The sequence below is a fragment of the Moorena producens 3L genome (genome assembly GCF_000211815.1).
Lineage (GTDB): Bacteria > Cyanobacteriota > Cyanobacteriia > Cyanobacteriales > Coleofasciculaceae > Moorena > Moorena producens.
Map to the genome: position 1 here is coordinate 1 of NZ_GL890945.1, position 26,164 is coordinate 26,164.

The 26,164-nt window shown below is 44.5% G+C and carries 25 protein-coding genes and 1 tRNA gene; 8 read left to right on the forward strand and 18 right to left on the reverse strand.

Features of this window, described 5'->3' with window-relative positions:
* Positions 1-50 precede the first annotated feature (50 nt).
* Positions 51-197 carry a CAB/ELIP/HLIP family chlorophyll-binding protein gene (locus tag LYNGBM3L_RS21700; protein ID WP_009148738.1) on the forward strand — a complete coding sequence of 49 codons (147 nt, stop codon included), beginning with the start codon at positions 51-53 and terminating at the stop codon, positions 195-197.
* 244 nt (positions 198-441) lie between these two features.
* Here the strand turns inward: LYNGBM3L_RS21700 and LYNGBM3L_RS21705 are convergent, their stop codons facing one another.
* The 4 genes from LYNGBM3L_RS21705 to LYNGBM3L_RS21720 all read right to left on the reverse strand — a co-directional run bounded on the left by LYNGBM3L_RS21705 (position 442) and on the right by LYNGBM3L_RS21720 (position 4,976).
* The gene (locus LYNGBM3L_RS21705; protein ID WP_009148740.1) at positions 442-1,260 is read right to left on the reverse strand and encodes a squalene/phytoene synthase family protein; all 819 of its coding nucleotides are present in this window, start codon (positions 1,258-1,260) and stop codon (positions 442-444) included.
* 207 nt (positions 1,261-1,467) lie between these two features.
* Entirely contained in the window at positions 1,468-3,009 is a 1,542-nt protein-coding gene (gene purH, locus LYNGBM3L_RS21710) for a bifunctional phosphoribosylaminoimidazolecarboxamide formyltransferase/IMP cyclohydrolase (protein WP_009148742.1), read from the reverse strand.
* 1,184 nt (positions 3,010-4,193) lie between these two features.
* A complete protein-coding gene (psaJ, locus tag LYNGBM3L_RS21715; protein WP_009148746.1) occupies positions 4,194-4,319 on the reverse strand; it encodes a photosystem I reaction center subunit IX in 126 nt (41 codons plus the stop codon).
* A 162-nt stretch (positions 4,320-4,481) separates the two neighbouring features.
* The gene (locus LYNGBM3L_RS21720; RefSeq protein WP_009148748.1) at positions 4,482-4,976 is read right to left on the reverse strand and encodes a photosystem I reaction centre subunit III; all 495 of its coding nucleotides are present in this window, start codon (positions 4,974-4,976) and stop codon (positions 4,482-4,484) included.
* A gap of 151 nt (positions 4,977-5,127) precedes the next feature.
* On the opposite strand from LYNGBM3L_RS21720, the gene tsaD reads away from it, so the two are divergent.
* Complete coding sequence (gene tsaD / locus LYNGBM3L_RS21725) at positions 5,128-6,189, forward strand: tRNA (adenosine(37)-N6)-threonylcarbamoyltransferase complex transferase subunit TsaD (protein ID WP_009148750.1); 1,062 nt, start codon at positions 5,128-5,130, stop codon at positions 6,187-6,189.
* Between the two features lie 182 nt (positions 6,190-6,371).
* Here the strand turns inward: tsaD and LYNGBM3L_RS21730 are convergent.
* Positions 6,372-6,445: transfer RNA gene (locus tag LYNGBM3L_RS21730), tRNA-Pro, on the reverse strand.
* A 131-nt stretch (positions 6,446-6,576) separates the two neighbouring features.
* Here LYNGBM3L_RS21730 and lipA point away from each other — a divergent pair.
* The 3 genes from lipA (at position 6,577) to sigC (ending at position 10,569) form a co-directional block, all read left to right on the forward strand.
* Entirely contained in the window at positions 6,577-7,446 is an 870-nt protein-coding gene (gene lipA, locus LYNGBM3L_RS21735) for a lipoyl synthase (protein ID WP_009148751.1), read from the forward strand.
* A gap of 48 nt (positions 7,447-7,494) precedes the next feature.
* Positions 7,495-8,406 carry an NAD(P)H-dependent glycerol-3-phosphate dehydrogenase gene (locus LYNGBM3L_RS21740; RefSeq protein WP_009148753.1) on the forward strand — a complete coding sequence of 304 codons (912 nt, stop codon included), beginning with the start codon at positions 7,495-7,497 and terminating at the stop codon, positions 8,404-8,406.
* A gap of 909 nt (positions 8,407-9,315) precedes the next feature.
* Positions 9,316-10,569, forward strand: a complete 1,254-nt coding sequence (gene sigC, locus LYNGBM3L_RS21750) for an RNA polymerase sigma factor SigC (RefSeq protein WP_009148755.1) — start codon at positions 9,316-9,318, stop codon at positions 10,567-10,569.
* Positions 10,570-10,782: 213 nt separating this feature from the next.
* Here the strand turns inward: sigC and LYNGBM3L_RS21755 are convergent, their stop codons facing one another.
* Positions 10,783-11,964 (reverse strand): peptidoglycan-binding domain-containing protein, encoded by a 1,182-nt coding sequence (locus LYNGBM3L_RS21755; protein WP_009148757.1) that lies wholly within the window; start codon positions 11,962-11,964, stop codon positions 10,783-10,785.
* Positions 11,965-12,147: 183 nt separating this feature from the next.
* Between LYNGBM3L_RS21755 and LYNGBM3L_RS34190 the strand changes: the two genes are divergently transcribed.
* Entirely contained in the window at positions 12,148-13,029 is an 882-nt protein-coding gene (locus tag LYNGBM3L_RS34190) for an SH3 domain-containing protein (RefSeq protein ID WP_009148759.1), read from the forward strand.
* 56 nt (positions 13,030-13,085) lie between these two features.
* Here the strand turns inward: LYNGBM3L_RS34190 and LYNGBM3L_RS46020 are convergent, their stop codons facing one another.
* The 11 genes from LYNGBM3L_RS46020 to LYNGBM3L_RS21815 form a co-directional block, all read right to left on the reverse strand.
* Positions 13,086-13,262, reverse strand: a complete 177-nt coding sequence (locus LYNGBM3L_RS46020) for a hypothetical protein (RefSeq protein WP_009148761.1) — start codon at positions 13,260-13,262, stop codon at positions 13,086-13,088.
* A gap of 200 nt (positions 13,263-13,462) precedes the next feature.
* On the reverse strand, positions 13,463-13,930 hold the full coding sequence (locus LYNGBM3L_RS21765) for an SH3 domain-containing protein (RefSeq protein WP_009148763.1): 468 nt from the start codon (positions 13,928-13,930) through the stop codon (positions 13,463-13,465).
* Positions 13,931-14,456: 526 nt separating this feature from the next.
* Positions 14,457-15,971: a Ycf46 family AAA ATPase gene (locus LYNGBM3L_RS21770; protein WP_009148765.1), complete on the reverse strand. Its 1,515-nt coding sequence runs from the start codon at positions 15,969-15,971 to the stop codon at positions 14,457-14,459.
* Between the two features lie 447 nt (positions 15,972-16,418).
* Positions 16,419-16,934 (reverse strand): YceD family protein, encoded by a 516-nt coding sequence (locus LYNGBM3L_RS21775; protein ID WP_009148766.1) that lies wholly within the window; start codon positions 16,932-16,934, stop codon positions 16,419-16,421.
* Between the two features lie 316 nt (positions 16,935-17,250).
* Entirely contained in the window at positions 17,251-17,745 is a 495-nt protein-coding gene (locus tag LYNGBM3L_RS21780; protein ID WP_009148770.1) for a Jag family protein, read from the reverse strand.
* A 12-nt stretch (positions 17,746-17,757) separates the two neighbouring features.
* On the reverse strand, positions 17,758-18,927 hold the full coding sequence (yidC, locus tag LYNGBM3L_RS21785) for a membrane protein insertase YidC (protein WP_009148772.1): 1,170 nt from the start codon (positions 18,925-18,927) through the stop codon (positions 17,758-17,760).
* 208 nt (positions 18,928-19,135) lie between these two features.
* Positions 19,136-19,531 carry a PH domain-containing protein gene (locus LYNGBM3L_RS21790; RefSeq protein WP_009148774.1) on the reverse strand — a complete coding sequence of 132 codons (396 nt, stop codon included), beginning with the start codon at positions 19,529-19,531 and terminating at the stop codon, positions 19,136-19,138.
* Positions 19,521-19,928: a ribonuclease P protein component gene (gene rnpA / locus LYNGBM3L_RS21795; RefSeq protein ID WP_009148776.1), complete on the reverse strand. Its 408-nt coding sequence runs from the start codon at positions 19,926-19,928 to the stop codon at positions 19,521-19,523. Before rnpA ends, LYNGBM3L_RS21790 begins: the two co-directional genes overlap by 11 nt.
* 127 nt (positions 19,929-20,055) lie before the next feature.
* Positions 20,056-20,193 carry a 50S ribosomal protein L34 gene (gene rpmH, locus LYNGBM3L_RS21800; RefSeq protein WP_044494288.1) on the reverse strand — a complete coding sequence of 46 codons (138 nt, stop codon included), beginning with the start codon at positions 20,191-20,193 and terminating at the stop codon, positions 20,056-20,058.
* Positions 20,194-20,539: 346 nt separating this feature from the next.
* Entirely contained in the window at positions 20,540-20,803 is a 264-nt protein-coding gene (locus LYNGBM3L_RS21810) for a hypothetical protein (RefSeq protein WP_009148780.1), read from the reverse strand.
* Between the two features lie 191 nt (positions 20,804-20,994).
* The gene (locus LYNGBM3L_RS21815; protein ID WP_158026584.1) at positions 20,995-21,546 is read right to left on the reverse strand and encodes a sigma-70 family RNA polymerase sigma factor; all 552 of its coding nucleotides are present in this window, start codon (positions 21,544-21,546) and stop codon (positions 20,995-20,997) included.
* Positions 21,547-22,238: 692 nt separating this feature from the next.
* Between LYNGBM3L_RS21815 and LYNGBM3L_RS21820 the strand changes: the two genes are divergently transcribed.
* On the forward strand, positions 22,239-22,454 hold the full coding sequence (locus LYNGBM3L_RS21820; RefSeq protein ID WP_009148783.1) for a hypothetical protein: 216 nt from the start codon (positions 22,239-22,241) through the stop codon (positions 22,452-22,454).
* A 259-nt stretch (positions 22,455-22,713) separates the two neighbouring features.
* Here the strand turns inward: LYNGBM3L_RS21820 and LYNGBM3L_RS21825 are convergent, their stop codons facing one another.
* Positions 22,714-23,247 carry a DUF2808 domain-containing protein gene (locus LYNGBM3L_RS21825; RefSeq protein ID WP_009148785.1) on the reverse strand — a complete coding sequence of 178 codons (534 nt, stop codon included), beginning with the start codon at positions 23,245-23,247 and terminating at the stop codon, positions 22,714-22,716.
* Positions 23,248-24,344: 1,097 nt separating this feature from the next.
* On the opposite strand from LYNGBM3L_RS21825, the gene pntA reads away from it, so the two are divergent.
* Positions 24,345-25,970: a Re/Si-specific NAD(P)(+) transhydrogenase subunit alpha gene (gene pntA, locus LYNGBM3L_RS21830; RefSeq protein WP_009148791.1), complete on the forward strand. Its 1,626-nt coding sequence runs from the start codon at positions 24,345-24,347 to the stop codon at positions 25,968-25,970.
* Positions 25,971-26,164: the final 194 nt, after the last annotated feature.

The following is a 26,164-nucleotide window of genomic DNA, read 5'->3' on the forward strand; positions in this document are numbered from 1 at the left end:
AGGTTAACTTATATTACAGAAGCTAACAAAGAGCTAGGAGATCTATAACAATGACTCAAGAGCAAGAATCTAAGTTCGGTTTCACTAACTTTTCTGAAACCTGGAATGGCCGTTTGGCAATGCTTGGTTTCGCCATTGGCTTGGCTACTGAGTTGATTACTGGTCATGGAATTCTGGAACAACTAGGTCTGATGTAATCGACCATAAGCACTTGGGCGCACACCGTGCGCCCCTACAGTTGATTGGTATTTTACTCAATATCCGAAGCCGAATCCAAAGCGCTATACCTGAATTTCTGACAAAAATGGCGATCGCAGTCGCTGAAAAGCTTATACAATCTAGGGTTTAGCCTGATTGAAGCTCAGCAATAAAAATGACAGTGTGTTGTTCTTAAGCGATCGCTTAACTATTCCTAATAAAATAGAACACTTTTATACCGATCTACTTAGTTGTTAATTCCTCAACAATACCCATCACTGCACTGCGGGTTAGTTTAGATTGTCCGAGAGCTAAAACATCAAGGGTTGCATGAGCTAAAGCCAGGGGAATTTGGCAAAAATTTCTGGCTGGACTATTCTTCAGTAGAGCATTGGTGTAAGCATCAGCTAAAGAGAGATTTCTCCGAGCATATTTATGTAGCTCTTCTTCGCCCCAGCCGTTGGGAAAAAAATCCACTTGCCTTGTCAAATCTTCAGACCGGTTACGTAGAATGTTGACTGCTTGTAAACCCCGACCAAAACCAACTGCATAACTACGGTTAGTTTGGGTACCATCATACCAAGCCCATAAATCAGAAAGTAACAATCCTACAGAGCCGGCAACGCTATAAGTATAAGCATCCAAATCCATTTCTGTATTAATTTCCCAACCGCATTCAGCCCAAGCTGCCATTCTATCTGCCATAGCTGCGCTAGCTTCCCAAATGCGAGGTGCAATGGTTTCCGGTGCTAGCATTGCCCATTCACCAATCCGAATGGTTACTTCTGGAAGTGGCTGTTCGTGCTTACTCAAGGCTAAAGATAATTCCGAGGCACTGAATCCATTACCTATACCTTGTAGACCGAAACTAATTTTTCGCAACAGTGAAGCCTTGGTAGGGTTATCAAGCTCAAAATCATCTTCAATTTCGTCAATTGCACGCATACATAAGTATGCAGAAGCAACAGATTCTTGTAACCCTCCTGGTAAACAACTAATTGGAATATAGAAAGTTCGACTAGTTTCTTTGAGAATTCCTAAGGCATCTTTACACAGTTGCATGACTTTACCATTCTCATCGTCGCTTTATATGATATTAATAAATTTTAAACGATAAATACTCATAAATATTGAATTTATATGTATTTTTTGTCAAGAGGACTTACAAAGTTTAGTTGGTTTGGCTCCCCTAACCCCCTCTAACAAGGGTAGTTTTTTAAACATAGGGGCAAGTACTTACTTTCATTTTCTTCTGGATAATTTAAATAACTAATGTAAAAAGTGGCGCATACCGGTGAGCACCATTACTAATCCCAGTTCATCTGCTGCCTGAATCGAGTCTTGATCTCGTAAACTCCCACCCGGTTGCACAATTGCCTCAATCCCTGCTTTAGCAGCTGTCCGCACTGAGTCATCGAACGGGAAGAATCCATCACTAGCAAGGATAGCGTTTTTGCTATTTTCCCCAGCCTGTTCTAATGCTATATTGACTGCACCTACCCGATTCATTTGACCCGCACCCACACCTAAGGTTGTGCGATCGCGCGTCACGACGATGGCATTAGACTTAACATGCTTACACACCTTCCAAGCAAATAATAATTCTGCCATTTGGTCAGGAGTAGGTTGCTTTTGGCTTACCACTTGCCAATTCTCAGGATTATCCATGGCATCATCCGCAGCTTGTACCAGAAACCCCCCTGCAATAGCTTTCACGGTTTGCTTTGCTCCGGTCTGTAAGTCTGGTAATAGCAACACCCTTAGCTTCGACTTAGCACTGAGAATTTCTTGAGCTTCTGGTTCACATCCTGGTGCGACTACACATTCTAAGAAAGTTTTCTTTAACGCAACAGCTGTAGCAGCATCAATGGGTTGATTTAATGCCACAATTCCACCGAAGGCAGAAATAGAGTCAGCATTGAATGCCTTCTGATAGGCTTGCGAGAGGGTTTCTGCCAAGGCTACCCCACAAGGATTGGTGTGCTTGAGAATTGCTGCGGCTGGAGTGTCAGTAAATTCATTAATGATCCGCCGTGCAGCTTCTAAATCCACCAGGTTGTTGTAACTGAGTTCCTTACCCTGAAGTTTAGTGGCTGCAGCCCAACCTGTGGGAACCGTTCCGGATTGATACCACGATGCCGGTTGATGGGGATTCTCGCCATAGCGTAGAGATTGGCGCTGTTGTCCAGACAAGGTAAATCGTTTTGGTAGGGAAACTGGATCTTTGTACCCGATCAGGTAGGATGCGATCGCATGGTCATAGGCAGCGGTATGACCAAAAACCTCTATAGCGCAAGCCTGACGGAATTCAGTTGATGGTTGATTTCCATTCTGGCGCAACTCCTCTAAATAATCCTGATACTGACTAGGATTACACAGCACTGTCAGGTGAGCATAGTTTTTCGCAGCTGCCCTCAGCAGTGTTGGACCACCGATATCGATAGTTTCAATTGCTTCTGCTAAACTCACGTCCGGTTTAGCAACAGTCTGTTCAAATGGATAGAGATTCACCACCACCAAATCAATGGGACGAATCTGGTTTGTCTCCATTTCTGCCACATCTTCGGGCAAATCTCGCCTTCCCAAAATTCCACCATGAATTCGTGGATGTAGGGTTTTCACCCTGCCACCTAAAATTTCTGGAAAGCCAGTGTAATCAGACACTTTCGTTACCGGCAAACCCTCTGATTGCAAGGCTTTAGCCGTTCCACCACTGCTGATTAAATCAAATTCAAATTCTTCTACTAGCTGACGGGCAAAGTCGATTAGCCCAGTTTTGTCAGATACACTCAGCAGTGCCAGATTTGCCATTTCAAACAATTTTACAAAAGTTGACACTCCCCGCCCTAAAAGAGCGGGGATTCTTAGTTCTAGGACATGCCTTAAAATTAGCTATCCTGAAAGGCAATACTTAAGCCAAATACCCGTTTAAAAACCAAATATCGAGCCTAATTTAACTAACCCCAGTGGGCTTGTCTTCCTAAGCGTTGGGAATTTCCTTGTTCCCGTGTGCCGGAGACGAAACCTTATCAGAGGGTCGCCTTTATGGTTAGTCGGCTATGCGTAAAAGGGTTAAAACTTGTTGATTAAGGCTCCACTCTTCTTACGGTAACTTCTAACCCCACGGTACGTTATATATTTTGAAGTTGTTATTTTACTGGTTTTCGGTATCTGTTAAGACCCATGCGTTTTAGCGGTGCGACCCGTGGCGAATTTAATTCGACGACTGTAAGCACACCGTGAGGTTTTTCGCGCCTCGTGTACTAGCATCGCAAAACGCTCGTTGTTAAATAGGGCAGTACCGACGAATCCTGCCTGTGCTAGGCTACACATTTAAATATAATATACCTTATTTCGGAAAAAGTCGCCCTAGAAGGGAAACTCAAGTAGCGTGGCCTTTGGCCAGGCTTGAAACCCAGACTTTTGGTCAACCGAATTCTGAATTATCGTAAGCATATGCGCTACAGATGGTGCTACTTGAGGTGCCGTCAGCCGTCAGCCGTCAGCTTATTTTATTCAAAAGCACCGATTGCGCTACTTGAGGTGCTGCGCGAACAGTAGCGTCGCACAGGCTTCGACCCTGTGAGTTTCCCCATAAGCACCGATTGCGCTACACGCACGCTGCGCGAACAGTAGCGTGCCCACAAGCCCAAAGCTGATCGCTGATAGCACCTCAAGTAGCACCATCTGTAGCCCATAGGCTAATAGCTGATAGCTGATAGCTGAATGCTTACAATTATCAATTCAGAATGCAGAATTAGTAGTTGCTAAATTCAGGATTCAGCAACTTAATAATTCAGAAATAATTAATTCAGAAATATTCAACTTTACTTCTGGATTATGGATTCTGCACTCTGAATTATTTTTTTAAATTGTCAATAGGTTTTTTAGGGTAAATTTCAATAATTCAGCGAACTAAGGTAGGAGCTGTATATTAATTAGCTTACCTACCAATCCGGAATGAATTATTTAAATCTTTTACCCATTTTTCCTAATTACAACGGATGGAAAAGTAGATCAGGGAAAAAGCGGTTAAATTCAATCAAAATTCCAGCCGTAATGGTCATCCAAACAGCCAACAACACTGGTGCTAGGGACAAATACTTGAGTAAATCCTGCATGGAACATTCTCCTAAAATCGATAACTATTTCAAGACATCTTGGCACATCAATATCATGCCCTGTCTATAAAGCGTGAAAACTTGATTAGCGAGAACGGCACTAGTTTTTAGCTAACTTTTCAGTGCTAAAAGCGTTCCCGCCAGCGAGTCTAAGTATGATTGCTAGCGTGGTGAGACAGGAATCTCATCATCTTTAGCAAACATTTCACCAGTAGTGATTTCTTTGAATGCTAACAAAGGCCATGAGGCAGCCATTAGCATCTTACTAAATGCCACGGGGACATCAATGATGACTTCTTTTTCTTCTGGGTTCTTACCCTTTTGAATCGCTTGTAGATAGCTGCGACCTGCCCAGCCAATCCAGCCAGTGATATAGAGGAAGAGTAAGCTAGGAATGAGGAAGTCACCCATATGGGAGAAACGACCATCCACAATCAAGTGAGGATATCCCTCATCACCACAAAGTGCTTGAGAATACCGCTCAAATCGGTTCGCACCGGAATTGGGGTCACCTGTAGTATTTAGGAACTGAGCCTTCCGGGCTTGAAATGCAGCAGACTCACTACAAGGGGTGAGATGATCCAAAGAAGCAGAGGCTGGGCTGATGGCGCAAAGCCACACAGAGACGGCAAAAATTAAAGCTAACAATCGTCGCATAGAAAGTGTCTCCTTTTGTTAAGAAACAAAAAGTTTTTTGTACAAACCAAGAGATCAAATTATTTGTACACTCAGGCAATCTTACTCTGAGGCGTGTATCTAGTAAAGTTTAATTAACTAAAAGTAGTGTTTCAATAAAGGTCATTGGTGAATGGCTTGTGTTTTAGCAATAGAAACCAGTTGTGATGAAACAGCTGTGGCGATTGTTAACAATCGTAAATGTTGTAGCAATATTGTTGCCTCCCAAATTCCTATGCATCGGCAGTATGGGGGTGTGGTGCCAGAGGTAGCATCCCGTAGCCATCTGGAAACCATCAATAATGCGATCGCGCAAGCCCTAGAAGCAGCTCAACTGGACTGGGGAGCAATTGACGGCATTGCTGCTACCTGCGCTCCCGGCTTAGTGGGCTCTCTACTAGTGGGGGTCACAGCTGCCAAAACCCTGGCCATTGTCCACAACAAGCCCTTTGTAGGTGTCCATCATCTAGAAGGTCATATTTACGCCACCTATCTCAGTGAGCCAGAACTAGAACCACCATTTTTGAGTCTGTTGGTGTCTGGCGGTCACACTAGCTTAATTTATGTCAAAACCTGTGGTAGCTATGAGATACTGGGCGCAACCCGTGACGATGCTGCTGGTGAAGCCTTTGATAAGGTAGCACGATTATTAAAGTTAGGCTATCCCGGAGGACCAGTTATAGATAAGTTAGCACGAGAGGGTAACCCCAAAGCCTTTCCATTGCCAGAAGGTAAGATTTCCCTTGCTAGTGGCGGTTATCATCCCTATGACTCCAGTTTTAGTGGCTTGAAGACAGCGGTGCTAAGGCTGGTGCAAAAACTGGAACAGGAACACTCAGAAATTCCAGTGACCGACATTGCTGCCAGCTTTCAGGAAACTGTAGTGCGATCGCTTACCAAGCGTACCATTGCTTGTGCTCTCGACTATGGTCTGGACACGATTGTGGTTGGGGGTGGGGTGGCTGCCAATAGTGGCTTGAGACAACAGTTACAAGCTGCAGCAACTGAGCATAATTTGCGAGTTATTTTCCCTCCCCTGAAGTTTTGTACCGATAATGCCGCAATGATTGGCTGTGCCGCAACTGACCATTTAAATCAAGGACATACTTCCCCTTTGACTTTGGGAGTGCGATCGCGAATGCCTATCACTAAGGTGATGGAACTTTACTCAGAGGTTGAAGGTTTCAGAGGTTGAAGGTTTCAGAGGTTGAAGGTTTCAGAGGTTGAAGGTTGAAAGTTTCAGAGGTTGAAGGTTTAAGAACCTCTAACCTGTAACCTGCTAACCTGTAACCTGCTAACCTGTAACCTGCTAACCTGCTAACCTGTAACCTGCTAACCTGTAACCTGCTAACTTTTCAAGTTAGTCCAAAAGTACAATCGGGATGACAGGATTTGAACCTGCGACCCCTTCGTCCCGAACGAAGTGCGCTACCAAACTGCGCTACATCCCGATAAAGCCATAATTTAAGATTTCATCTATTTTATCATGCCTTAGGGGCAATCGGCCCCTAGCTTGTTAGGATCAAGATTAAAGTTACGTAACTTAAATTTATATATATATATAGTTGGAGTATAACCAAGAGTGGTAGTTAAACCAGAATGGTTGCGAGTCAAAGCGCCCCAATGGCAGCGTGTCGGCAATATTAAAGAAACCTTAAGAGATTTAGCACTCAATACTGTCTGTGAAGAAGCCTCTTGTCCCAATATCGGAGAGTGCTTCAATGCTGGTACTGCCACCTTTTTAATTATGGGACCAGCCTGCACCCGTGCTTGTCCCTACTGCGATATTGACTTTGAGAAAAAACCCAAAGCTCTTGACTCCACTGAACCCACACGGCTAGCGGAAGCCGTGCAGCGCATGGGTCTAAATCATGTGGTTATTACCTCTGTCAACCGGGATGATTTACCCGATGGTGGAGCTTCCCAGTTTGTACAGTGCATTGAAGCCATTCGCCTGGTCTCACCTGATACCACTATTGAGGTTTTAATCCCAGACTTGTGCGGGAACTGGGATGCCCTCGAAACGATTCTTCAAGCTAAACCCGAAGTCCTCAATCACAATACAGAAACAGTACCCCGACTCTATCGGAAAGTACGCCCTCAAGGGGATTATCAGCGTTCCCTTGAATTACTGTTGCGGACGCGAAACTTGGCTCCATCGGTTTACAGCAAATCTGGTATAATGGTAGGTTTAGGAGAAACTGATGCAGAAGTCCGGCAAGTCATGACGGATTTAAGGCAAGTAGACTGCGACATCTTAACTATTGGTCAGTATCTTCAACCCACTCAAAAACACCTAAAAATTTCTGAATTCATAACCCCTAAACAATTTGATAGCTGGAAAGAGTATGGTGAATCCCTCGGTTTCCTACAAGTTGTTTCATCTCCCCTTACCCGCAGTTCCTATCATGCCGAGCAAGTTCGAGAATTAATGCAGCGCTATCCCCGATGAACGGTTGCATGGTTGCAAGAAAATGGAAAGTAACAACTAACAATCATAATGACCAACATCACTATAATCGGAGCAGGTGTTTGGGGTACAGCCCTCAATAGCCTAGCCTCTAAAAACGGTGATCAGGTTTGTTTGTGGTCCCGTCGGAGTCAGACAAAATTAGCAGATGCTATAAAATCTAGCAGTATTATCTTGTCTGCTGTTTCCATGTCGGGGGTAAATGCTGTAGCGCAACAGCTAAAGTGTTTATCAGTATCTTCTGACGTGATCTTGGTCACAGCGACTAAGGGGTTAGATTTGCAAACCACCCGTACTCCCTCTCAAATCTGGCAAGCTGAATTTCCCAACAATCCTGTAGTGGTGCTATCGGGTCCCAATCTTTCCAAAGAAATTAAACAAGAACTCCCAGCCGCTACAGTAGTAGCTAGCACAGATGTAAAAGCAACTGAGATACTACAACAGGTGTTTTCTTCGCCAAATTTCCGGGTTTACACCAATCGAGACCCCCTCGGTGTAGAACTAGGGGGTACCCTGAAAAATGTGATGGCGATCGCATCTGGAACCTGTGATGGTTTACAACTAGGAACAAATGCCAAAGCAGCTTTGCTAACCCGTGGGCTTACAGAAATGATCCGTATTGGTAAAGATTGGGGTGCTAAGGTAGAAACATTTTACGGTTTGTCGGGACTAGGAGATTTACTCGCAACCTGTAGTAGTCGCCTCAGTCGCAATTATCAAGTTGGTTATCAGCTGGCTGTTGGTCAGAAACTTGCAGATATTCTGGCCAACTTGGAGGGAACAGCAGAAGGGGTCAACACTACAAAGGTTGTGATGGAACGAGCTAAGCTCAAAAGAATTTCAGTACCCATTACTTATCAAGTCCATCGATTGCTCCAAGGGGAGATAACCCCCCAAGCGGCTGTTGAAGCTCTAATGCTACGAGATACTAAGCCAGAATGATGGTCTGATCTCGAGTGCGTTCGCGTAGCGTGACCTACGGTCAATCGCGTAGCGGCTCTGTTCGCGTAGGGTGGCCTTTGGCCTTAAGAGTATCGCAATGATCATGAAAAATTTACCAAACCAGCTAGTATCCCTTGCTGCCTGACTGCGAAAGCTCTCCTGCTCCGGAAGCTCCCCTGCTTTCAAACTCATACAAAAAAACTGAGACAAAAAACTGAGACATTTTGCTGTTGTCTATCAGGCATCCTGAAAATATAAAATCTTTAGGGACATGCCACTGCTTGAGATAAAGCGACTACATCAAGACATTGCAAACTTTGGTAATGTTTTATCAAGTTTCGTAATATCAGTGCCAATCTAGCAACATAGCTAGGTGGCACTGATATTTGATTACTCTGGTAATTCGGCAATAATTTGGCAATTTTAAACTATGTGTATGCACTTATTCATAAGTTCGTTGTTTCTTCAAACCCATTCGAGCACAGGATATCCGCAAGTAGCTTCCCTACTGCTTAGTCCTTGATATTAGTCCCTGATACCCATAAATAAAATTTTTTCTTGAATTAGCGAGAATCTTTCTGGAATCCCCATGATGCGCACTGTAGATTAATACAGCTTTTGACCAAGGTCTCTATTTTACTATAGAGTTACTTATACAATAGCTGAAATCAGGAGATCCTGTTCCTTTTGCCATCTATAGACCTTTAGCTGAATGCGGCAAGGTAGGGTGGATAGATCGGGTGAACCGTTAGCTACCAATATTAATAAAGGCTACCAGGGATAACCGGTAAGTCTTGCCGGGAGAAAAAATTAAGTAGCTGTTTCTCCGATCATCATGGGTGGGAATTCTAGTACTAAGTGTGACAAACACAATTCCGTGTTGTCACTGGTTGTAATCGAGAGATCATTATGCCAGCCACTCCTTTCTATGCCGACACAGAATTAGATCACGAGACTTCTGCCTATAGCTTTGAGCTTAATGGCCCAAGGGACGATGGGGAAGGATCAGTGGATGACTTAGTTGATGTGGAGATTGAGGGTGCAGACGCGGCTAGCTTAACTAAAAATAGCACCCGTCGCACCACCGACCTAGTTCGGTTATATCTCCAGGAAATTGGTCGGGTTCGTCTACTGAGGCGAGATGAGGAAGTCTCGGAAGCTCAAAAAGTTCAGCGCTACATGAAACTACTACGGCTGCGCAATAATAAGTCGGCTATATCTGAGGATAAAGTCATGGAGCGCTTTGTCCACCTGATTGAAATCCATGATCGTCTAGCGTCCCAGTTAGGTCACCGTCCTTCCTTGGAACGGTGGGCAACGGCTGCAGGAATTGACGTTTCTCAACTGAAGCCGAGTATGTCAGCTGGAAAACTGCGTTGGGCAGAGTTAGCCGAACTAACATCCAAAGAGCTAGAGCAGGTACAAGCTGAAGGGCTCCAAGCTAAGGAACACATGATCAAAGCTAACCTACGTCTGGTAGTGTCAGTAGCGAAGAAGTATCAAAACCGTGGCTTGGAACTCCTAGACTTAATCCAGGAAGGAACTCTGGGATTAGAGCGAGCGGTTGAGAAATTTGACCCGACCAAAGGCTACCGATTTAGCACCTATGCTTACTGGTGGATCCGTCAAGGAATCACCCGGGCGATCGCTACCCAAAGCCGTACCATTCGCCTGCCAGTTCACATTACTGAGAAGCTCAATAAAATCAAAAAAGCCCAACGGAAGATTTCCCAAGAACGTGGGCGCACAGCAACCATTGACGATATTGCTGTGGAATTAGAAATGACTGCGGCTCAGGTACGAGAAGTATTACTACGAGTACCCCGCTCTGTTTCTTTGGAAATTAAAGTTGGTAAGGAACGAGACACCGAACTAGGAGATTTACTCGAAACTGAGGAAACTTCTCCAGAAGAAGTGTTGATGCGAGAAGCCTTACAACGGGATTTACAGCAACTCCTAGCCGATCTAACCAACCGTGAACGGGATGTGATTCGGATGCGGTTTGGCTTGGGAGATAACCAGCCTTACTCTCTAGCTGAGATTGGTCGCGCTTTGGATTTATCTCGCGAGCGGGTACGCCAAATCGAAGCTAAAGCTTTACAAAAGTTGCGGCAACCCAAGCGCCGTAACCGAGTTCGGGATTACCTGGAAGCTTTGAGCTAATCCCTTGGTGACATATTCCCACACTTTCCGATTAACTTACCGATTAGGGAAGTGTGGGCTTCTTGCCAATCCTATCCTAGCTATCACCCTAGCTATCCCTTGTCCTAGGGTTCTAGTTGTTCAAAATTTATTGAATTTATCAATACCTGAGGGAGCACCCCGATTTATTTATTTGTTAGTAGACTTTTTATTTGTTAGTAGACTTGAGCTTACTTAAAAATAGGCTACCCGGGCATCAAATCCTTGCGATCGCAATTCATGGGAACGACTTTCCGCTTCACTACGGCTAGAAAAAGCTCCAGCATTAAAATAACGGCCTCGATCATCGTCAGATATAATACCACCAGTCAGCTTCATCTGATTTCGCACTTCACTTAGCACATTATCATTAGGAATGGGGATCACCACCACATAGCGATTCTTCTCAGCTTCAGGATTTATATTAATAAGTCCCAATGCTTGCAGGGTTTGTAAATCAGCTATCCCGGTTGGAAGTAGATTATTATTACGTATCTGAAATTTAAACACTGCATCCTCAGTTTCTTCGCCATATCTCCCATCAATAGCACCAGGATTAAACCCTCGAGATCTCAACTCTTCCTGAAGCCGTCTAACCTCTGGGCCGCGATCGCCTGGTCGTAGTTCACTGCGACGAATAGGAGTACCAAATGCTATGGGTTGTTGACTGTTAAAGTCAGCAGGAGGAAGAGGGATCTGATCAGGCGGTAATCCAAACGGTTGTGATTGAGTAACTAAAGCATTAGATAGTTCTGCTCTAGTTTGTGATCCCACAATCCCATCCGCCCTGAGACCATAGTCTGTTTGGAATTCAATCACTGCTTGTTCTGTAACTGGACCAAAGTAACCGGTTGGGTCGGCATTGAAATACCCCAGTTGTCTCAACTGTCGCTGCACTTCCGTAACCGCTGATCCACGAGACCCTCGTCTGAGTCCAGATTGAGTAACATTCCTACGGGATGGTGCTGCTCTGGTTTGTGATGGAAAGAGTTTTGCTCTGGTTCGTGGTCCGACTTCCCCATCAGCAGGAAGCCCCTTTTTTCGTTGGAACCGAATCACAGCATTTTTAGTAATTGAACCAAAATAGCCAGTTGGTTGCCGATTGAAATACCCGAGTTCTCGCAAACGACGCTGAACCTCTGTTACATCAGCTCCCCTACGACCTTCCCGCAGCACCCTTTGGGCTAGGGCTTCTTCTGCCATCCCCACAATGCTAAGTATGGCAATTAGCAACAGTAAATAAATCCGATGGTAAGCAACTAGCTTATACTCCTTGAGCCACTGAAACAATTTTTGAATTGACTCCTTCAAAACTGCAGGAGTATCTGCTAGTTCTTCTTCGCTTAAGGCAAGATGAAGATAGGCAAGGGTCTCCATGATTTTTCCAAGGAAACTGTTACCGTTAGTTTAACAAATGACAGTAGAGCATTGGTAATGTTTCGGACAACATAATCTCAGAAATTTTACGTAATCGGATATTAAAGCATGTAGTTATAGAGCAAGACTCTTATCAAAACAGAGCAATTCTCCTCTCTAACCATAACGCAATAGTTTTAAATCATGAGCACTATTCGTCACTGGAGTACATTTGTCCCCCTCCTAGCTTTAGTCTTGAGCAATTTAGGGGGAGTAGGGGCTAGGGCTACCGTAATTCCGAGCACCAATTCCGCCAACAGCATCCCCTCGGCCAAACCAACCCAAGCTCAGACTCAAGGGAAATTTCAACTGGCTCAGGGATTGATGGGTAAATGTCGCGCCGCTGCTGAGTCAACGTTTATCTACAAACAGCGATCAACCTCTAACCTAATGAGAGCCTTAGAGGCTGATGAACAAGTTATTCTGGCCGAAAACAAGGTTAGCCAAGATGGTTGGATTGCGATCAACTTCCCCATTAGTGGATTTGTCCAAGCCCAAAATCTCAAGTTCTGTCCGCCGGGGATAGGAGGAGTAACCCCTACTCAAACACTATCTCTCTGCCGCCAAGCTGCTAAGTCAATGTTTATCTACAAACAGCCATCAATCGAACCAATCAGAACCTTAGAGCCTAATGAAGAAGTTATTCTGGCCGAAAACAAGGTTAGGAAAAATGGTTGGATCGCGATCAACTCCCCCGTTCCTGGATTTGTCCGAGCCAAAGATCTAAAGTTCTGTCAGGACAGAGTAATAGTACGCTCTAATCCAACACCATCTCTCTGTCGCGAAGTTATATATAAAGGTAATGATGGTATAGCTGTCCGTAGAGGACCGAATATTAACTCTTCTCGACTAGGTCTTGTCTCCTATGGAGTGGAAGTACAACTGATCAACGGTTCCCGTCAAGACCAATTTCGCAAGGACTCCCAAGGGCGCGAGTGGGCAAGAATAACTTATCCTGTTAATGGATGGATGTCTAACGGGTTTCCTGCTACGGGTGATCAGAATCTTGTGGTTTGTTCCAATTAGCCCACCAGAAAACACATAACTAGCAAGTTGTTAATTACTTATCATAGGACTTTTATTTATACTAAGTCAGCCTGATGTAACAAGGCACCAACTAAGCCAGCCATAGCAGTAATTCCTATAGCAATCATTGGGTGTTGACCTTGGCTGACAGCAAAAGAGGTGACAATCCCGGCACCCAAAGCAGCAGTCACAGCAGCACCCAAAAGATCTTTATTGGTATTTTTGTTGTACATAAACGTGTTAGCCAGAAATTAAGTTAACCAGAAATTTAACTTTTTTGATGGTGTTAAAAGTTAGTTTCATCACCCTATCATTCTGGATTCTGGCATTAAAGCTAGATCGGCAATATTGCAATCAAGATTAATATTTAGCTATTTTTCTTAACAAAAACAATACTTGTTAAGTATTGAGTGTTGAGTGTTGCTCGAAACTATTAGTTTATTTTTTTGACATTACCTGCTTTAACCCAACCTTTTTGGTCACTACCAGGCAAGCGTACTCTCTGCCATCGCTTATCATCACTGTATCCGAGGATGATCAGGGTCTGATTGTAGCCAATACCACCTATGCGTTGAGCGTTCAGGCTAGGGGAGTCCCGAAGAATCAACCCCTGTGGCCAGGTAACACTGGCTCGATAAGCACCCGGTTCCAGTTTTGGTAAAGGACTAGGACTAGGAATGGGTTTGGGAGTAGTTGCTGGTTTAGACTGCCCAGATGAACTGGTCGGTTGAGCTTTTGGTGATGGTGACTTCTTGGGTCGCTCCTCAGCAAAAACTGGTTTTTCAGGCTCAACTGCTAGTTTAGTAAAGAAGTAATAAACTGTACCAACAGCAGCACCTGCTAAGATGCCAATGCCGAGAATAAAACCAATGATAAACTGAGCTATCTTGGAAAGATTCATGGGAAAGTATTCAAAGATAAAGGTTGAACGCGATCGCGTGACCGAAAGGTCAAGGTTGAAAGGTTGAAGGTTAACAGGTTGAACGCTGAAGGTTGGAGGTTGTTAGGTTGAAAGGTTGAAGGTTAACAGGTTGAACGCGACGCGCGTGCCTATTGGCCAAGGTTGAACGCGACGCGCGTGCCTATTGGCCAAGGTTAACAGGTTGAACGCGATCGCGTGACCGAAAGGTCAAGGTTAACAGGTTAAAGGTTGAACGCGACGCGCGTGCCTATTGGCCAAGGTTAACAGGTTGTTAGGGTGTTCTAGCAAAAGTTCATGATATAATTTACAATTAATCTAGTTTCAATTAATCTAAATAATCTATAGGGTTTCTGATACTTATTAGGTCAAGTCAATTTTATTAGCGCTACTCCCTACTCCCTACTCCCTACTCCCTACTCCCTACTCCCTACTCCCTACTCCCTACTCCCATTAACCCAGGATGAAGTAGCTCACCCAATTGAGAACTACTACTATATATGATTACTTACTGGAGTTGGCGCTGAATGCGATCATTTAAGGGGCTATTGCGAGAAGCCATGCGAGCTTTTCCGGCAGCTGCCCAATCCTGTAAGAATTGGATTTGCTCTTGGGCTGTGCGTGCTAAGGGGATAATTTGGCTAGCGGCTTCGAGAATATCATCTGTGGTGAAGTCTCGGTTTTGGCTAAAGCCGATGTGCATGGCTTCGATCAGGGTCTGCTCAATTTCTGCCCCAGAAAAATCAGGGGTTTCGTAGGCTAATCGGTCTAAAGCGTAACTATTAAGATTATGAGGTCGCAGCCGGGATAGGTGTAGGTCAAAAATAGCACGACGTTCTTCCTGGTTGGGCAAACCAACAAAAAAGATTTCGTCAAATCGACCCTTACGAAGCATTTCTGGGGGTAAGGCTTGGATATTGTTGGCAGTAGCGACCACAAACACTGGGGATTTTTTCTCAGCTAACCAGCTAATAAAGGTACCAAAGACACGACTGGTTGTGCCAGCATCCCCTTTAGAGGATAAACCAGAGAAGGCTTTGTCAATTTCATCAATCCAGAGGATGCAGGGCGCGAGAGCTTCGGCTAGCTGAATCATCTGCCTAGTACGGGATTCTGATTCCCCTACTAAGCCACCAAATAGACGACCGACATCTAAACGTAGCAGGGGTAGGTGCCAGTGGTTTGCGATCGCTTTTGCAGTTAAGGATTTCCCAGTTCCTTGAATCCCCGCTAATAGTAATCCTCGAGGATGAGGTAACCCGTATTGTCGCGCCTGTTCTGTAAATGCTCCACCCCGTCGCAGTAGCCAGTCTTTAAGGTTGTCTAAGCCACCGATGTCGGAAATTTTTTCTTGGGTTGGGTAGAACTCTAGGATCTGGGTTTGCCTAATGGATTGACGCTTTTCTTCTAAAATTAGTTCCACATCTGAAGGTTGGATGGCATTATTAGAGGCAATCCCACGAGCTAGGACCCGACGAATCCTTTCTAAGGAAAGACCAAGAGCCGACCGCACCAGCTCATCAATGATTTTTTCAGTTAGGGTTTGTCCGGTTGCCCCCAACAAACGTTTCACCTCAGCTTTAATTTCCGATGCGGTTGGTAAGGGGAATTCGAGCACTGTCAGGACTTCGGTTAAATCCGAGGGAACCGACACTTGGGGGGTAACGATAACTATATTCTTAGGCTGGGATTTGAGGGTACGTGCCAGATTTCTGAGTTTACGAGCAACTGATACATCTTCTAAGAATCGGTGAAAATCTCTTAATACAAAGATGGCAGCAGCACTTTCGCCAATTCTATCTACAAATTCTAAGGCTTGTAAGGGGTTGCGGCGTCCAAAGCCGATATCATTAGGGTTTCCCTGGTAACCATCTACAAAATCCCAGATATAGACACCACGATTACCCAAACGTTTAGCTGATTGCTTGATCGCTGTTTCTACTCGCTCTTCTTCTAGAGTGGGAATATATAACAAAGGATAGCGAGCACGTAGCAGAAGCTCAAACTCGTCATTGAAATTCATATAGCAAAGGGAACAGGGAACAGGGAATAGGGAACAGGGAGCAGGGAGTAGCGATGCAGCGCGGTCTTGGGGAGGCAGCGCGGTCTTGGGGGTCCCCCGGAGACGAAACCTTAGACAGTTGAGCCTTTATGGTTGGTAGGTTATGCAAAAAAGGGTTAAAACTTATTGATTAAGGCTCAACTGTCTTACGGTAACTTCAAACCATGAGCGACTGCCGTGGTTCCCCCCATGAGCGACTGCATCAAGACGGGAATATAGCGTCAAAAATTATGACAATTCCTACACGGATTTTTATATAAGAGCCAATTACTCAAACAATAAATACTATAAAAAAATAATTAAACTTTGAACATAGCATTTTTATTTCCAAGAAACTTGGATAACGGCTCTGCTGCTAGTAACTCTCTGACCGATTTCCCCTTCAGCATTATACTACCAGGCAACTCACTATCCAGGAAGTTTTCTCTTCAGGGATTCTAGAGCGCCCCAACGTTGATCCCGTAGTTGATCCCGTAACTGTGCTTCACTGTTATCGTTAATCTGGATACCTATACATTCTTGGTCACACAGCTGCCGTGGCGGAATTGCCAGACATAGTTGTTCGTATAACCAAGTGTCTGGATAAAAATACCCCTGAGCTGGAAGGGTTTCTTGTAAATCATCCCACGTTATCTCCTGCTCTAGGGATTCATCCGAGAGTTGGTCAGCTGAGGAAGCTAACCAAACTAATTCGGATGTATCGATGCTTAGGCGGTGGTTGTACTGTTTTAAGCAGCGGTGACAAGTCAAGGTAATGATCGTTTCTGCTTGAGCACAGACCTCCAGGTAATTGCCTTGATGAGCCACTTGCACTTGACCTCGAACTGGGGTCAGTGTCGGTAAATCCACCAAGAATTGATTGACCGGAGTTACTTCTCTTTGCTCTGGTAATTTGAGCAACTCAGGAATATATATAGCCTCCATAATGCTTATCCTTTGCAGTTGACTGTTAAGCGTTGATGGTTAACCTTGAGCTTCTCAAACACTCATAGGACTTACCCATTTGCCCCCTAAATCCCCCGAGCGAGCAATCCCTCGCTCGGGGGACTTTGACATCATTACCCCCCAATATTGGGGGGCTAGGGGGGCTAAATCCACTTAAGCGCGTAAGTCCTGACTCAGCAAAAAGCGACCATTTATAGACTTAAATTGTTATATAGAGTTAATGCATTATGTTAGCCAGGTGGTGGGAATAATCCCAAGTACAATCAGCCGTGAGAGGGTGAAAATCCTGAATCTGTCAATACCTGCGACGCACCACCAGTCGTCGGTCTGGCTCTTGCCCTCGACTCAGAGTTTCTAGATCCTCAAAAGCCTTGAATAGGGTATGGACTTGACGCCGCTCTGCTGCCGATAGGGATTTCAATTCAAATTCTTTCCCGGTCTGACGGACTTTCATCGCAGCGTGTTCAGCGATCGCTTGAAGTTCCACTTGCCGTCTGGCTCGATAGCTATCTATATCGATGACGTAAACGGCTTGTTCCTGCTCATCATGACCCAAGTTAAGGAGGGAATTTGCTAAGTACTGGATAGAATCGATAACTTCCCCTTCCCGACCAATTAAAGTTTGAGTGTCTTTCGAGGTCAGTTGACTATTATCGATTGTCAACCAGTAGCTGGGTCGCTCTCCTAGAGGAGCTTCACCATCAGCTACCTCTATACTGGCGGGCAATCGAGATAATCGCAGGAGTTCTTCTAACCACTCTTTACCACGCTCCTGATGTTGATTTATCATACTAACTTGATGCTAACTTGATGCCTTTTTCTTTGAACGCTTGGGCTCAAAAGGTAATGCCTCTCGACCCTCTCCAGACTTAGCTGCTTGTCTTTTTGCCTCTTTTTCCTGCTGCTCAACTATTTCTTGCAAATTCTCTGGCAGAGGTTCTCTCGATAGAATGAAAGTCTGGATAGTTTGAAATATATTAGCTACAACAATATACATCAATACCCCAGCTGGCAGGGGAAAGAATAAGAACATGCCAGAAAACAATACTGGAGTAATCTGATTCACTGCCTTTTGCTGGTCACCGGCTTGCCCGGAACCTGCACCTGAACCAGACAACAGCTGGTTGACGTACAAACTGATCCCAAAGAAGAGAATCATCCCTACGATATCCCAGTGGATAGTGCCATCGTCATCAAAAGCACCCACTCTTCCTAAAGCATCAATAAATAGAAAGCCTTTGTTTGCAGCTATTCCCGGTAAGGTTCCCTGAAGCTTTACCTCTCCAGGCATCAGGGCTTCTAGTGTACCGTCCTCAAGAATACGTAAGCGGTCCTCTCCGTTGACTATTTGCCAAGTGGGACTGATATCGGTTTCTGGATGCTGAGCAATTAGTTGGTTTAAGGGTTGACCTTCAACAGTTTGAAACTCTACTCTGGTTTTTTCCCCAACTACCAGCTTATTTCCTGCCGGAAGTAGGGCGATGACTGGTTCATGTAAGCCATCGGTAATGTAAATATTTTGGGGTTTGGTGGTAAAGACTTTAGGCTGGATATATTCCAGCTGTTCTTGGGGAAAAATTTGTAAGTTGACGTCGTAGTTAATGTTTGCAAAAGGTGATCCCCGCAAGGTCGCAAATAGGGCAAACAGAACCGGCATTTGTACCAACAGTGGCAAACAACCGGCTAGGGGGTTGCCAAACTTTTGGAACAGCTTACTCATTTCTTCCTGCTGTTTAGCCGGGTCATCCTTGTAGCGCTCTTTTATTGCTTCTTGCTCCTTCTTCATCAGGGGTTGGGTGACTTTCATGCGCCTCATGTTGCGAATGGAGCCAGCATTAAGAGGGAAGAGGGCAAAGCGAATTACCAGGGTCAAGGCTATTATGGCTAAACCATAGCTAGGCACAATCCCGTAAAAGAAATCCAGGATTGGCAGCATGATGTTGTTGGAGATAAATCCGATACCAAAGTCCATTCGTTTGACGTTAACCTAGGCGCTATTGTAAAGTTTTCTGTGTCTAATGTAACTAATCTCCGTCCCTATGCGGTTCGGGTTTCCGACATTTATCAGGTAGATCTAATTACATCAAGCAGTTTAGCCGATTTAGGTGGCCAGATGTAGGAAAGGGAAGACTAGATCAGGGCAAGTGACCGATGTCAAGGTTTTCTTTTCAATGTTCTGTCTACATCATTTTGATGGCACTAACCGCTTTGCCTGTTTTGTCTGCTGCTCGTTCGGCAATGTAGTCGTAAATTTCTCTAAAGCGGGGTATTGCCCGCATTTCCAAACGGCTACCATCTTTTAGGGTAACGACAATATCTCCCCAAGTTCCTATACCACGGGGAACTGTGGCAATCTTTGAAACTTCAGAATAGATCACATCTGAGCGATCGCGTCCCCGCCAACCCCCAGTTATTGATATCCGGCGGCTGGTAATCCGATACCGTAGCCATAGAGCCCGGACAATAGCAGCTACGGTTAGAGGTATGAATATAATCGTAAATGCCAACAATATGCTAATGATCAGATCTCCCCGGTGAGGACCACCCTCATAAAATACATCTTCTCTAATGCCCATCCAACACCTCTGCTTTTACCAACAACTTTTCTAATTCTCTCAAAAGTTGTGCATATTCGCACTCTCTGGCTTCTGGTTTTACTATAAATACTAGTTTCCAACCGGGGGATAGGCGTGGTAATAATTGCCTGAGGGCGGATCGAATTTGCCGCTTAATCCGATTTCTAACAACTGCTTTCTTACTGACTTTTTGGCTGATGGAGATGCCAAGACGAGAGGGAGGGGGATTGTCTGGTAGGGATTTTTCTGGCGCAATGGTTTCTTTGGCAATCGGGGCAATAGTACTCTGTTGTAAACCCCGTAATGTTAGGTAACGCCCTGAACGACGAATACCCCAGCGATAAACTGTCTTAAAATCTCGCCAGTGCTTAAGTCGATTGGCTTGAGGCAATCCCAATACTTAACTTTAATCCTTGATTTTGTCAATTCCTTGAGCAGGATAAAGGCAGAAGAGCCACGGGAAATGGCTGTTTCTTAACCTTTTACCTTTCACTTGCAGCAGGTCGGCATCAATGCTTAGATGACTAGACCGAGAGACGACGCCGTCCCTTGCTTCTGCGAGCTCTAATCACATTGCGACCATCTTTGGTGCGCATCCGGGCACGAAAACCGGATTTTCTTTTTTGCTTACGGTTGGTCCCGCCTAGAGTGCGTTGAGTCATGGGTTTGCTGGAGGAATACTATGTACGAATACTATAAAGGATTGATTGCCAACTATAGCTGATTGTTGATCATACCATGTCAAGGGGTGATCTATCAAGGCAATCTATCAGCTATCAGTTATCAGCTATCAGCTATCAGCTATCAGCTATCAGCTATCAGCTATCAGCTATCAGCTATCAGCTATCAGTTATCAGTTTATGAGTTAGGTCACAGCGTCGAAGCGTCACAGCGTCGAAGCATCACAGCGTCGAAGCCTGTGCCACTGACCACTGATGGCTGACGGCTGATGGCTGATGGCTGATAACTGATAGCTGACCGCTGAATGCTTACACCCCTTCAGATGGTTTAGTCCTGGAATGCTGTATTAGGGGATGGCTCCTCTGTGGAAACCACGTTGAGTAAATTCCGAAGACCTTGATTCCACTTTTCTAGTTTTAAATAGTCGGTCATTTCAATTTCCTCAATTAAGGAGTTAAGGGATTCATCAAGATTAGCTAGCTCTAGGATTTCTGCCATCCGATTTGCATCTAATTCAGACAAAAACGGAAGAGCTATTAGCTGGCGATATTCTTCTGATAACTTACTATTTTTTTGGTTAATTATACTCATTATTTTCAACTTAACTTTTTTTCATTTGTAAATAAATATTTATTAGTAATTTATTATTTAATAAATAAAAATATTTTAAAAAATATATATTAATTATTTAATTAATAAAGGAAGATTGGGGCAATCAATGAAGGAATTACCCCAAGCGGTTTCCGCACCATAATTAGCTATAGTTAATCATAATATTTTGTTTACTGATTATGCTTCTTAAGCTCAAAAAATATTTTGCGCAAACGCTTTAGGGCACGATTACCTCGCTGTCTGGCAGACGCCTCAGTAATATCTTCTCCCTTAGAAGCTAGATGGTTTACTACTTGTTTCCAAGATAAGCCTTTTATGTGCCGTAACACGATTAGCTTGTTGTCCTTTGGCTCTAACTTTTGAAGAGCTAGCTCCAACAGCTTGAAGTTTTCCTCCTCAGAGTTTTCTGAGTCGAGACTATTGCTGTCTTCTAGTGCTATTTGATGTTCTTTAAAATTAGCATCCCATGACTTTTCTTTTTTTTGTTTATTTTTTTGTTTCCTGCTCATTTCACGGATGACATTGAATGAAGTCCTCCTGATCCAGGCTCTAGGTTTTTCAATCTCTTCGCCAGATTCTAGCAGTTTTATTCCCCGTAAATAGGTTTCAGTAATCACCTCGTATATTTGGTAATCCGGTAAATTAAATTGGCGTAGTTTGGACTTTATTCCGTTGATAAATGAAGTATTATCCCAAGTTTGCTTTACGCAGGCTATAATCAAAAAAACAAAAAGTTTTTGCCCAGAGCAAATTTGAGAATTTTTTACAATCAGCCTATAATAAATTGATAAAGATTTTTTTTTGGATAAAGGTTGAAACGCTTGGTCAAAATTTTCCTTCATTTATTATATATCCTCGAATAATTATGTCTGGTTTAGTGTTTTGATCATTTTTTGCAATAGGAGTGTAAATTCGCATAATCGATATCCGTATCAATGTTCCTCTATATATATGTGCAGAACTGTCAGAAAGTGTGACACCCTCTCGGGAAAATTTCCAAAAAAACAGGGTGCTTTAATTTTGAAGAGCAGCACCTCTAGAGCAATGAGCCAGTCAATGTCACAGAATCCTTGAACAGGCACATTAATATATAGCCTGGTGATCAGACTCTAAAGCTGCTAGTAGCGATTGAAAGAACATGCGTACTAATTTTGCGCAAAAATTCTTTGGGCAGGACTTACGCGGTTAAGTTGATATAGCCCCCCTAGCCCCCCAATTTTGGGGGGTAATGATGTCAAAGTCCCCCGAGCGAGGGATTGCTCGCTCGGGGGATTTAGGGGGCAAATGCGTAAGTCCTGTTGGGGTAGGAATTCTACTCTGAGTGAAAGCCTGCTGGATAGTTTGTAGCGTCTAGGCAGGCACTCAAGAGGAAATCGTGGCTATTTAACCAGTCGTCTCTAAGTGTTCAATCACTATGTTAAAGAATCAACAGAAAAAACCAAGTAAGTACAACTTCCCAGTTTGGCAAATTTCCTTACCGCTCTGTGGAGTCCTGATCTGCGCCATCGGAGCTATCACCACAGTCTATATGATCAACGGTCGCTATCTTTTTCACCTAAAGGCTACTCCCAAGGGACTGGAAATCATGACTGATGTAGACAAAAGGGAGATCAAAGAGACATTAAATTAGCACAATAAATCAATAGACCTCGCCGCAACAGTAGCGAGGTCTATTCAACAGGGGGAAACTAGTTTTGGGGGTCTGGCAGTTACCTCACTGGGGAGCATGTCACCCTTGTAATTATGTATATAGATCCCCCCTAACCCCCCTTAAAAAAGGGGGGAATTAGATTCAAAAGTCCCCCTTACTAAGGGGGAGCAACGGGGGATCTGAATCAGGGATTAACAAAACTAACATGCTCCGCTTCACCGAATTGAGAATTGCTATATTATCGACCAATACTCATAATCCAGGTACCGACATAACTGGGTAGTGGAATATCACCAGGGGCTAAGACATAACAAACGAAGTAATAGGTACCCCCATCAGGGTTTTTGACATTGGAAAATACTAATTCCACATTTTCATTGGCTGGAACTGCCTCTTCCATATAAATCTGAATGCTATAATTCTCTTTGTCCCAGACTACCTCAGAGACCGGGAGGGATTTACCGTCAACGCGCACCTCAATTTTGTCCACGTCGAACTTACCATCGTAGTAATCTGGATAAGAAATAGAAAACTGAGCGACTCCCAATTCCAGTTTCTTCTTGGGAATCCTCAAGCGGTAACGATCCCAGTAATTGGGGGCACCGTTAAAATCTAGGTGATATCTCAGGATATTTTCCCGCTTAACACCACTCCAGAGTACCAATCCGGGATTACTCTGGGCTAAGCTCCGAACCGATAGCCCGGTCAAGACACAACCAGCTAATGCGATCGCGGAAATCAGGCTTTTGATGGAAGATTTTGTGGATAGCATAAATCTAATGCTGCTGACTTGAGCTTACAGTTAACAGTTATTTGTTTTTTTACTGTACTACTTATATATATACACAAGCTATACCCAATATATATACGCAATATATCCCTAATACGTAAGCATTCAGCGGTCAGCGGTCAGCGGTCAGCGGTCAGCGGTCAGTGGTCAGTGGTCAGCGGTCAGTGGTCAGCCGTCAGCTTATTTGATTCAAAGTAGCTTGGCCTACAGCCAATGGCTGATAGCTGATAGCTGATGGCTGATAGCTGATAGCTGAATGCTTACCCTCATACCAATTTCAAAACACTATCGCTACACTTTAATCACCTATAACACTTTATTACACCATTACCATCATCATCTATAGTCAGTGACGGAATCGATCTGACTAGTAAAGATTACCTACGACAACTGAGTGCAACAGCACAATTCCTAAAACAAGTTAAAAATAATCCTCTCTTTTGGCAGATCACCATAGGATCCAAAAAGAGATCCGGTTATGGGGACAGATGTATTTGAACAGTCAGAGAAATTTATATAGAGAAATTTATGCCAGCAGTTCAAATTCAGCAAGAGGCCATGCCTGGTGTTGGATACCAGGACAAGTACCAGACAACGACAAGTAGCACAGATGGGAAGCCAGTCAGCTGATCAAGAGCGAGTCAATCACCCACCCTTAAGGGCATTGGCGGTGTCAGGGGGCAAACTGATCCTGTTCTAGTTGAACTTGGGAATCCTCTAAACAGGGTGAACATCCCCAGCAGGAAGAAGCTACAAGTTGCTAAAAACCACTCGAAATCAAAAGAAATAGAAGGATAGATTGTCATCAAGGGACAACATTTTTAAAAGAAGTTGTTACTTGATTCTATTTACCGAAAATAGTTAGGGAAAACAGTTATTATCGCCAGTTTTCCTGATTCTTGTTGTCCTCACCTAAGGAGTATTTTTCACCCATGACCAAAAGCTATGTTAGGAAATACGGTGGCCTTAGCCCCTGAAAGTGGCTGGTCTGGACATCCTTTGCCTGATGCTTCTAGACCCACCTTAGTGATCAACGAATTTTCCGTCGTTATTTCATTTAGACAACTGAAGGAGAGTCAATGACCCTAGCCATTCCCAAAGAGGCTGAAACGTTAGATTTACAGCCAACCAAAACTCGTATGAAGGTTGGTATCCCGAAAGAAATTTACCCAGGTGAATGCCGGGTAGCTGCTACACCGGATACAGCGAAGGTGCTCCAGAAACTTGGCTTTGATGTGCTGATTGAATCGGGAGCAGGAGAGACAGCGAATTTTCCTGACAATGCTTACGAACAAGCAGAATGCCAAATCATCCCTGATGCCAATAGCCTTTGGTCAGAGGCAGATATTGTTCTAAAAGTGCGTCCTCCTCAGATGCATCCAACTCTAAACAAGCATGAGTCTGAGTTGCTATCGGAAAATGGCACTTTAATCAGCTTTATCTGGCCAGGCCAAAACCAAGAACTGCTCGAACAACTCTCAAGCCGCAAGGCTACAGTGTTGGCTATGGATGCGGTACCCCGCATCACGAGGGCCCAAAAGATGGATGCCCTCAGTTCTATGGCCAATATTGCTGGTTACCGGGCTGTGATTGAGGCAGCGAATAACTTTGGTCGCTTTTTTACTGGGCAAATTACTGCAGCAGGAAAAGTTCCCCCAGCTAAAGTGTTGGTGATTGGTGCTGGCGTAGCTGGACTAGCTGCTATTGGTACCGCTAAAGGTCTGGGTGCTGTTGTGCGCGCCTTCGATACCCGCCCTGTGGTTAAGGAACAAGTGGAAAGCATGGGGGGAGAGTTTCTGGAACTGGACTTCAAAGAAGACGGTACCGGATCTGGGGGCTATGCCAAGGTGATGAGTAAAGAGTTCATCGAGGCGGAGATGGCATTGTTCGCTGCACAGGCTAAAGAAGTGGACATCATCATCACCACTGCCCTGATCCCCGGTAAAAAAGCACCGCTGCTGATCACCGAGGAAATGGTAGCGAGTATGAAAGAAGGCTCAGTGGTTGTCGATATGGCAGCTGAGCAAGGGGGCAACTGTGAGGTGAGCAAAGCCAATGAGGTCTACAAATACAAAGGTGTGACCATCATTGGATTAACTGACCTACCCAGCCGTATGGCTACTCAATCTAGCCAACTCTATGGCACCAACCTTTGTCATCTCCTCAAGGACATGGGTGGTAGTGAAAATTACCGTGTCGATATGGAGGATGAAGTGGTTCGGGGAGCCTTAGTCCTAAACGCTGGGGATGTAACCTGGCCCCCACCCAAGCGGCCTACACCTCCAGCACCTCCCAAACCCGCACCAGAACCCCAGACTGCGGTAACTAAAGAGCAGTCTGTGCCAGAGACGAAGAAATCAAAGGGTATCATGGGCTTGCTCTGGCCAGTGTTAGTGGGACTCGCCTTAGTTGGCTTGGGAATCGGAGCACCACCTTCTTTCCTCTCCCACTTCACGGTATTTATCCTGGCCTGCTTCGTAGGCTGGCAAGTGATCTGGAACGTAAAACCAGCCCTGCACACCCCCTTGATGAGTGTTACTAATGCCATTAGCGGCATCATCATCATTGGTGGAATGCTGCAAATTTCCGGCGCAGCCACCTCACCTACTACTATTCTGGGTGCGATCGCAATTTTAGTTGGAACCATCAACATCTCCGGTGGCTTCCTAGTAACCCAACGCATGCTCAAGATGTTTCAGAAATAGGTTAGCCGGTTAAAGGTTACAGGTTAAAGGTTACAGGTTGAAGGTTTGAAGGTTGAAGGTTTGAAGGTTGAAGGTTTGAAGGTTGAAGGTTGAAGGTTTGAAGGTTTGAAGGTTGAAGGTTGAAGGTTTGAAGGTTTGAAGGTTACAGGTTANAGGTTACAGGTTACAGGTTAGAGGTTACAGGTTGAAGGTTA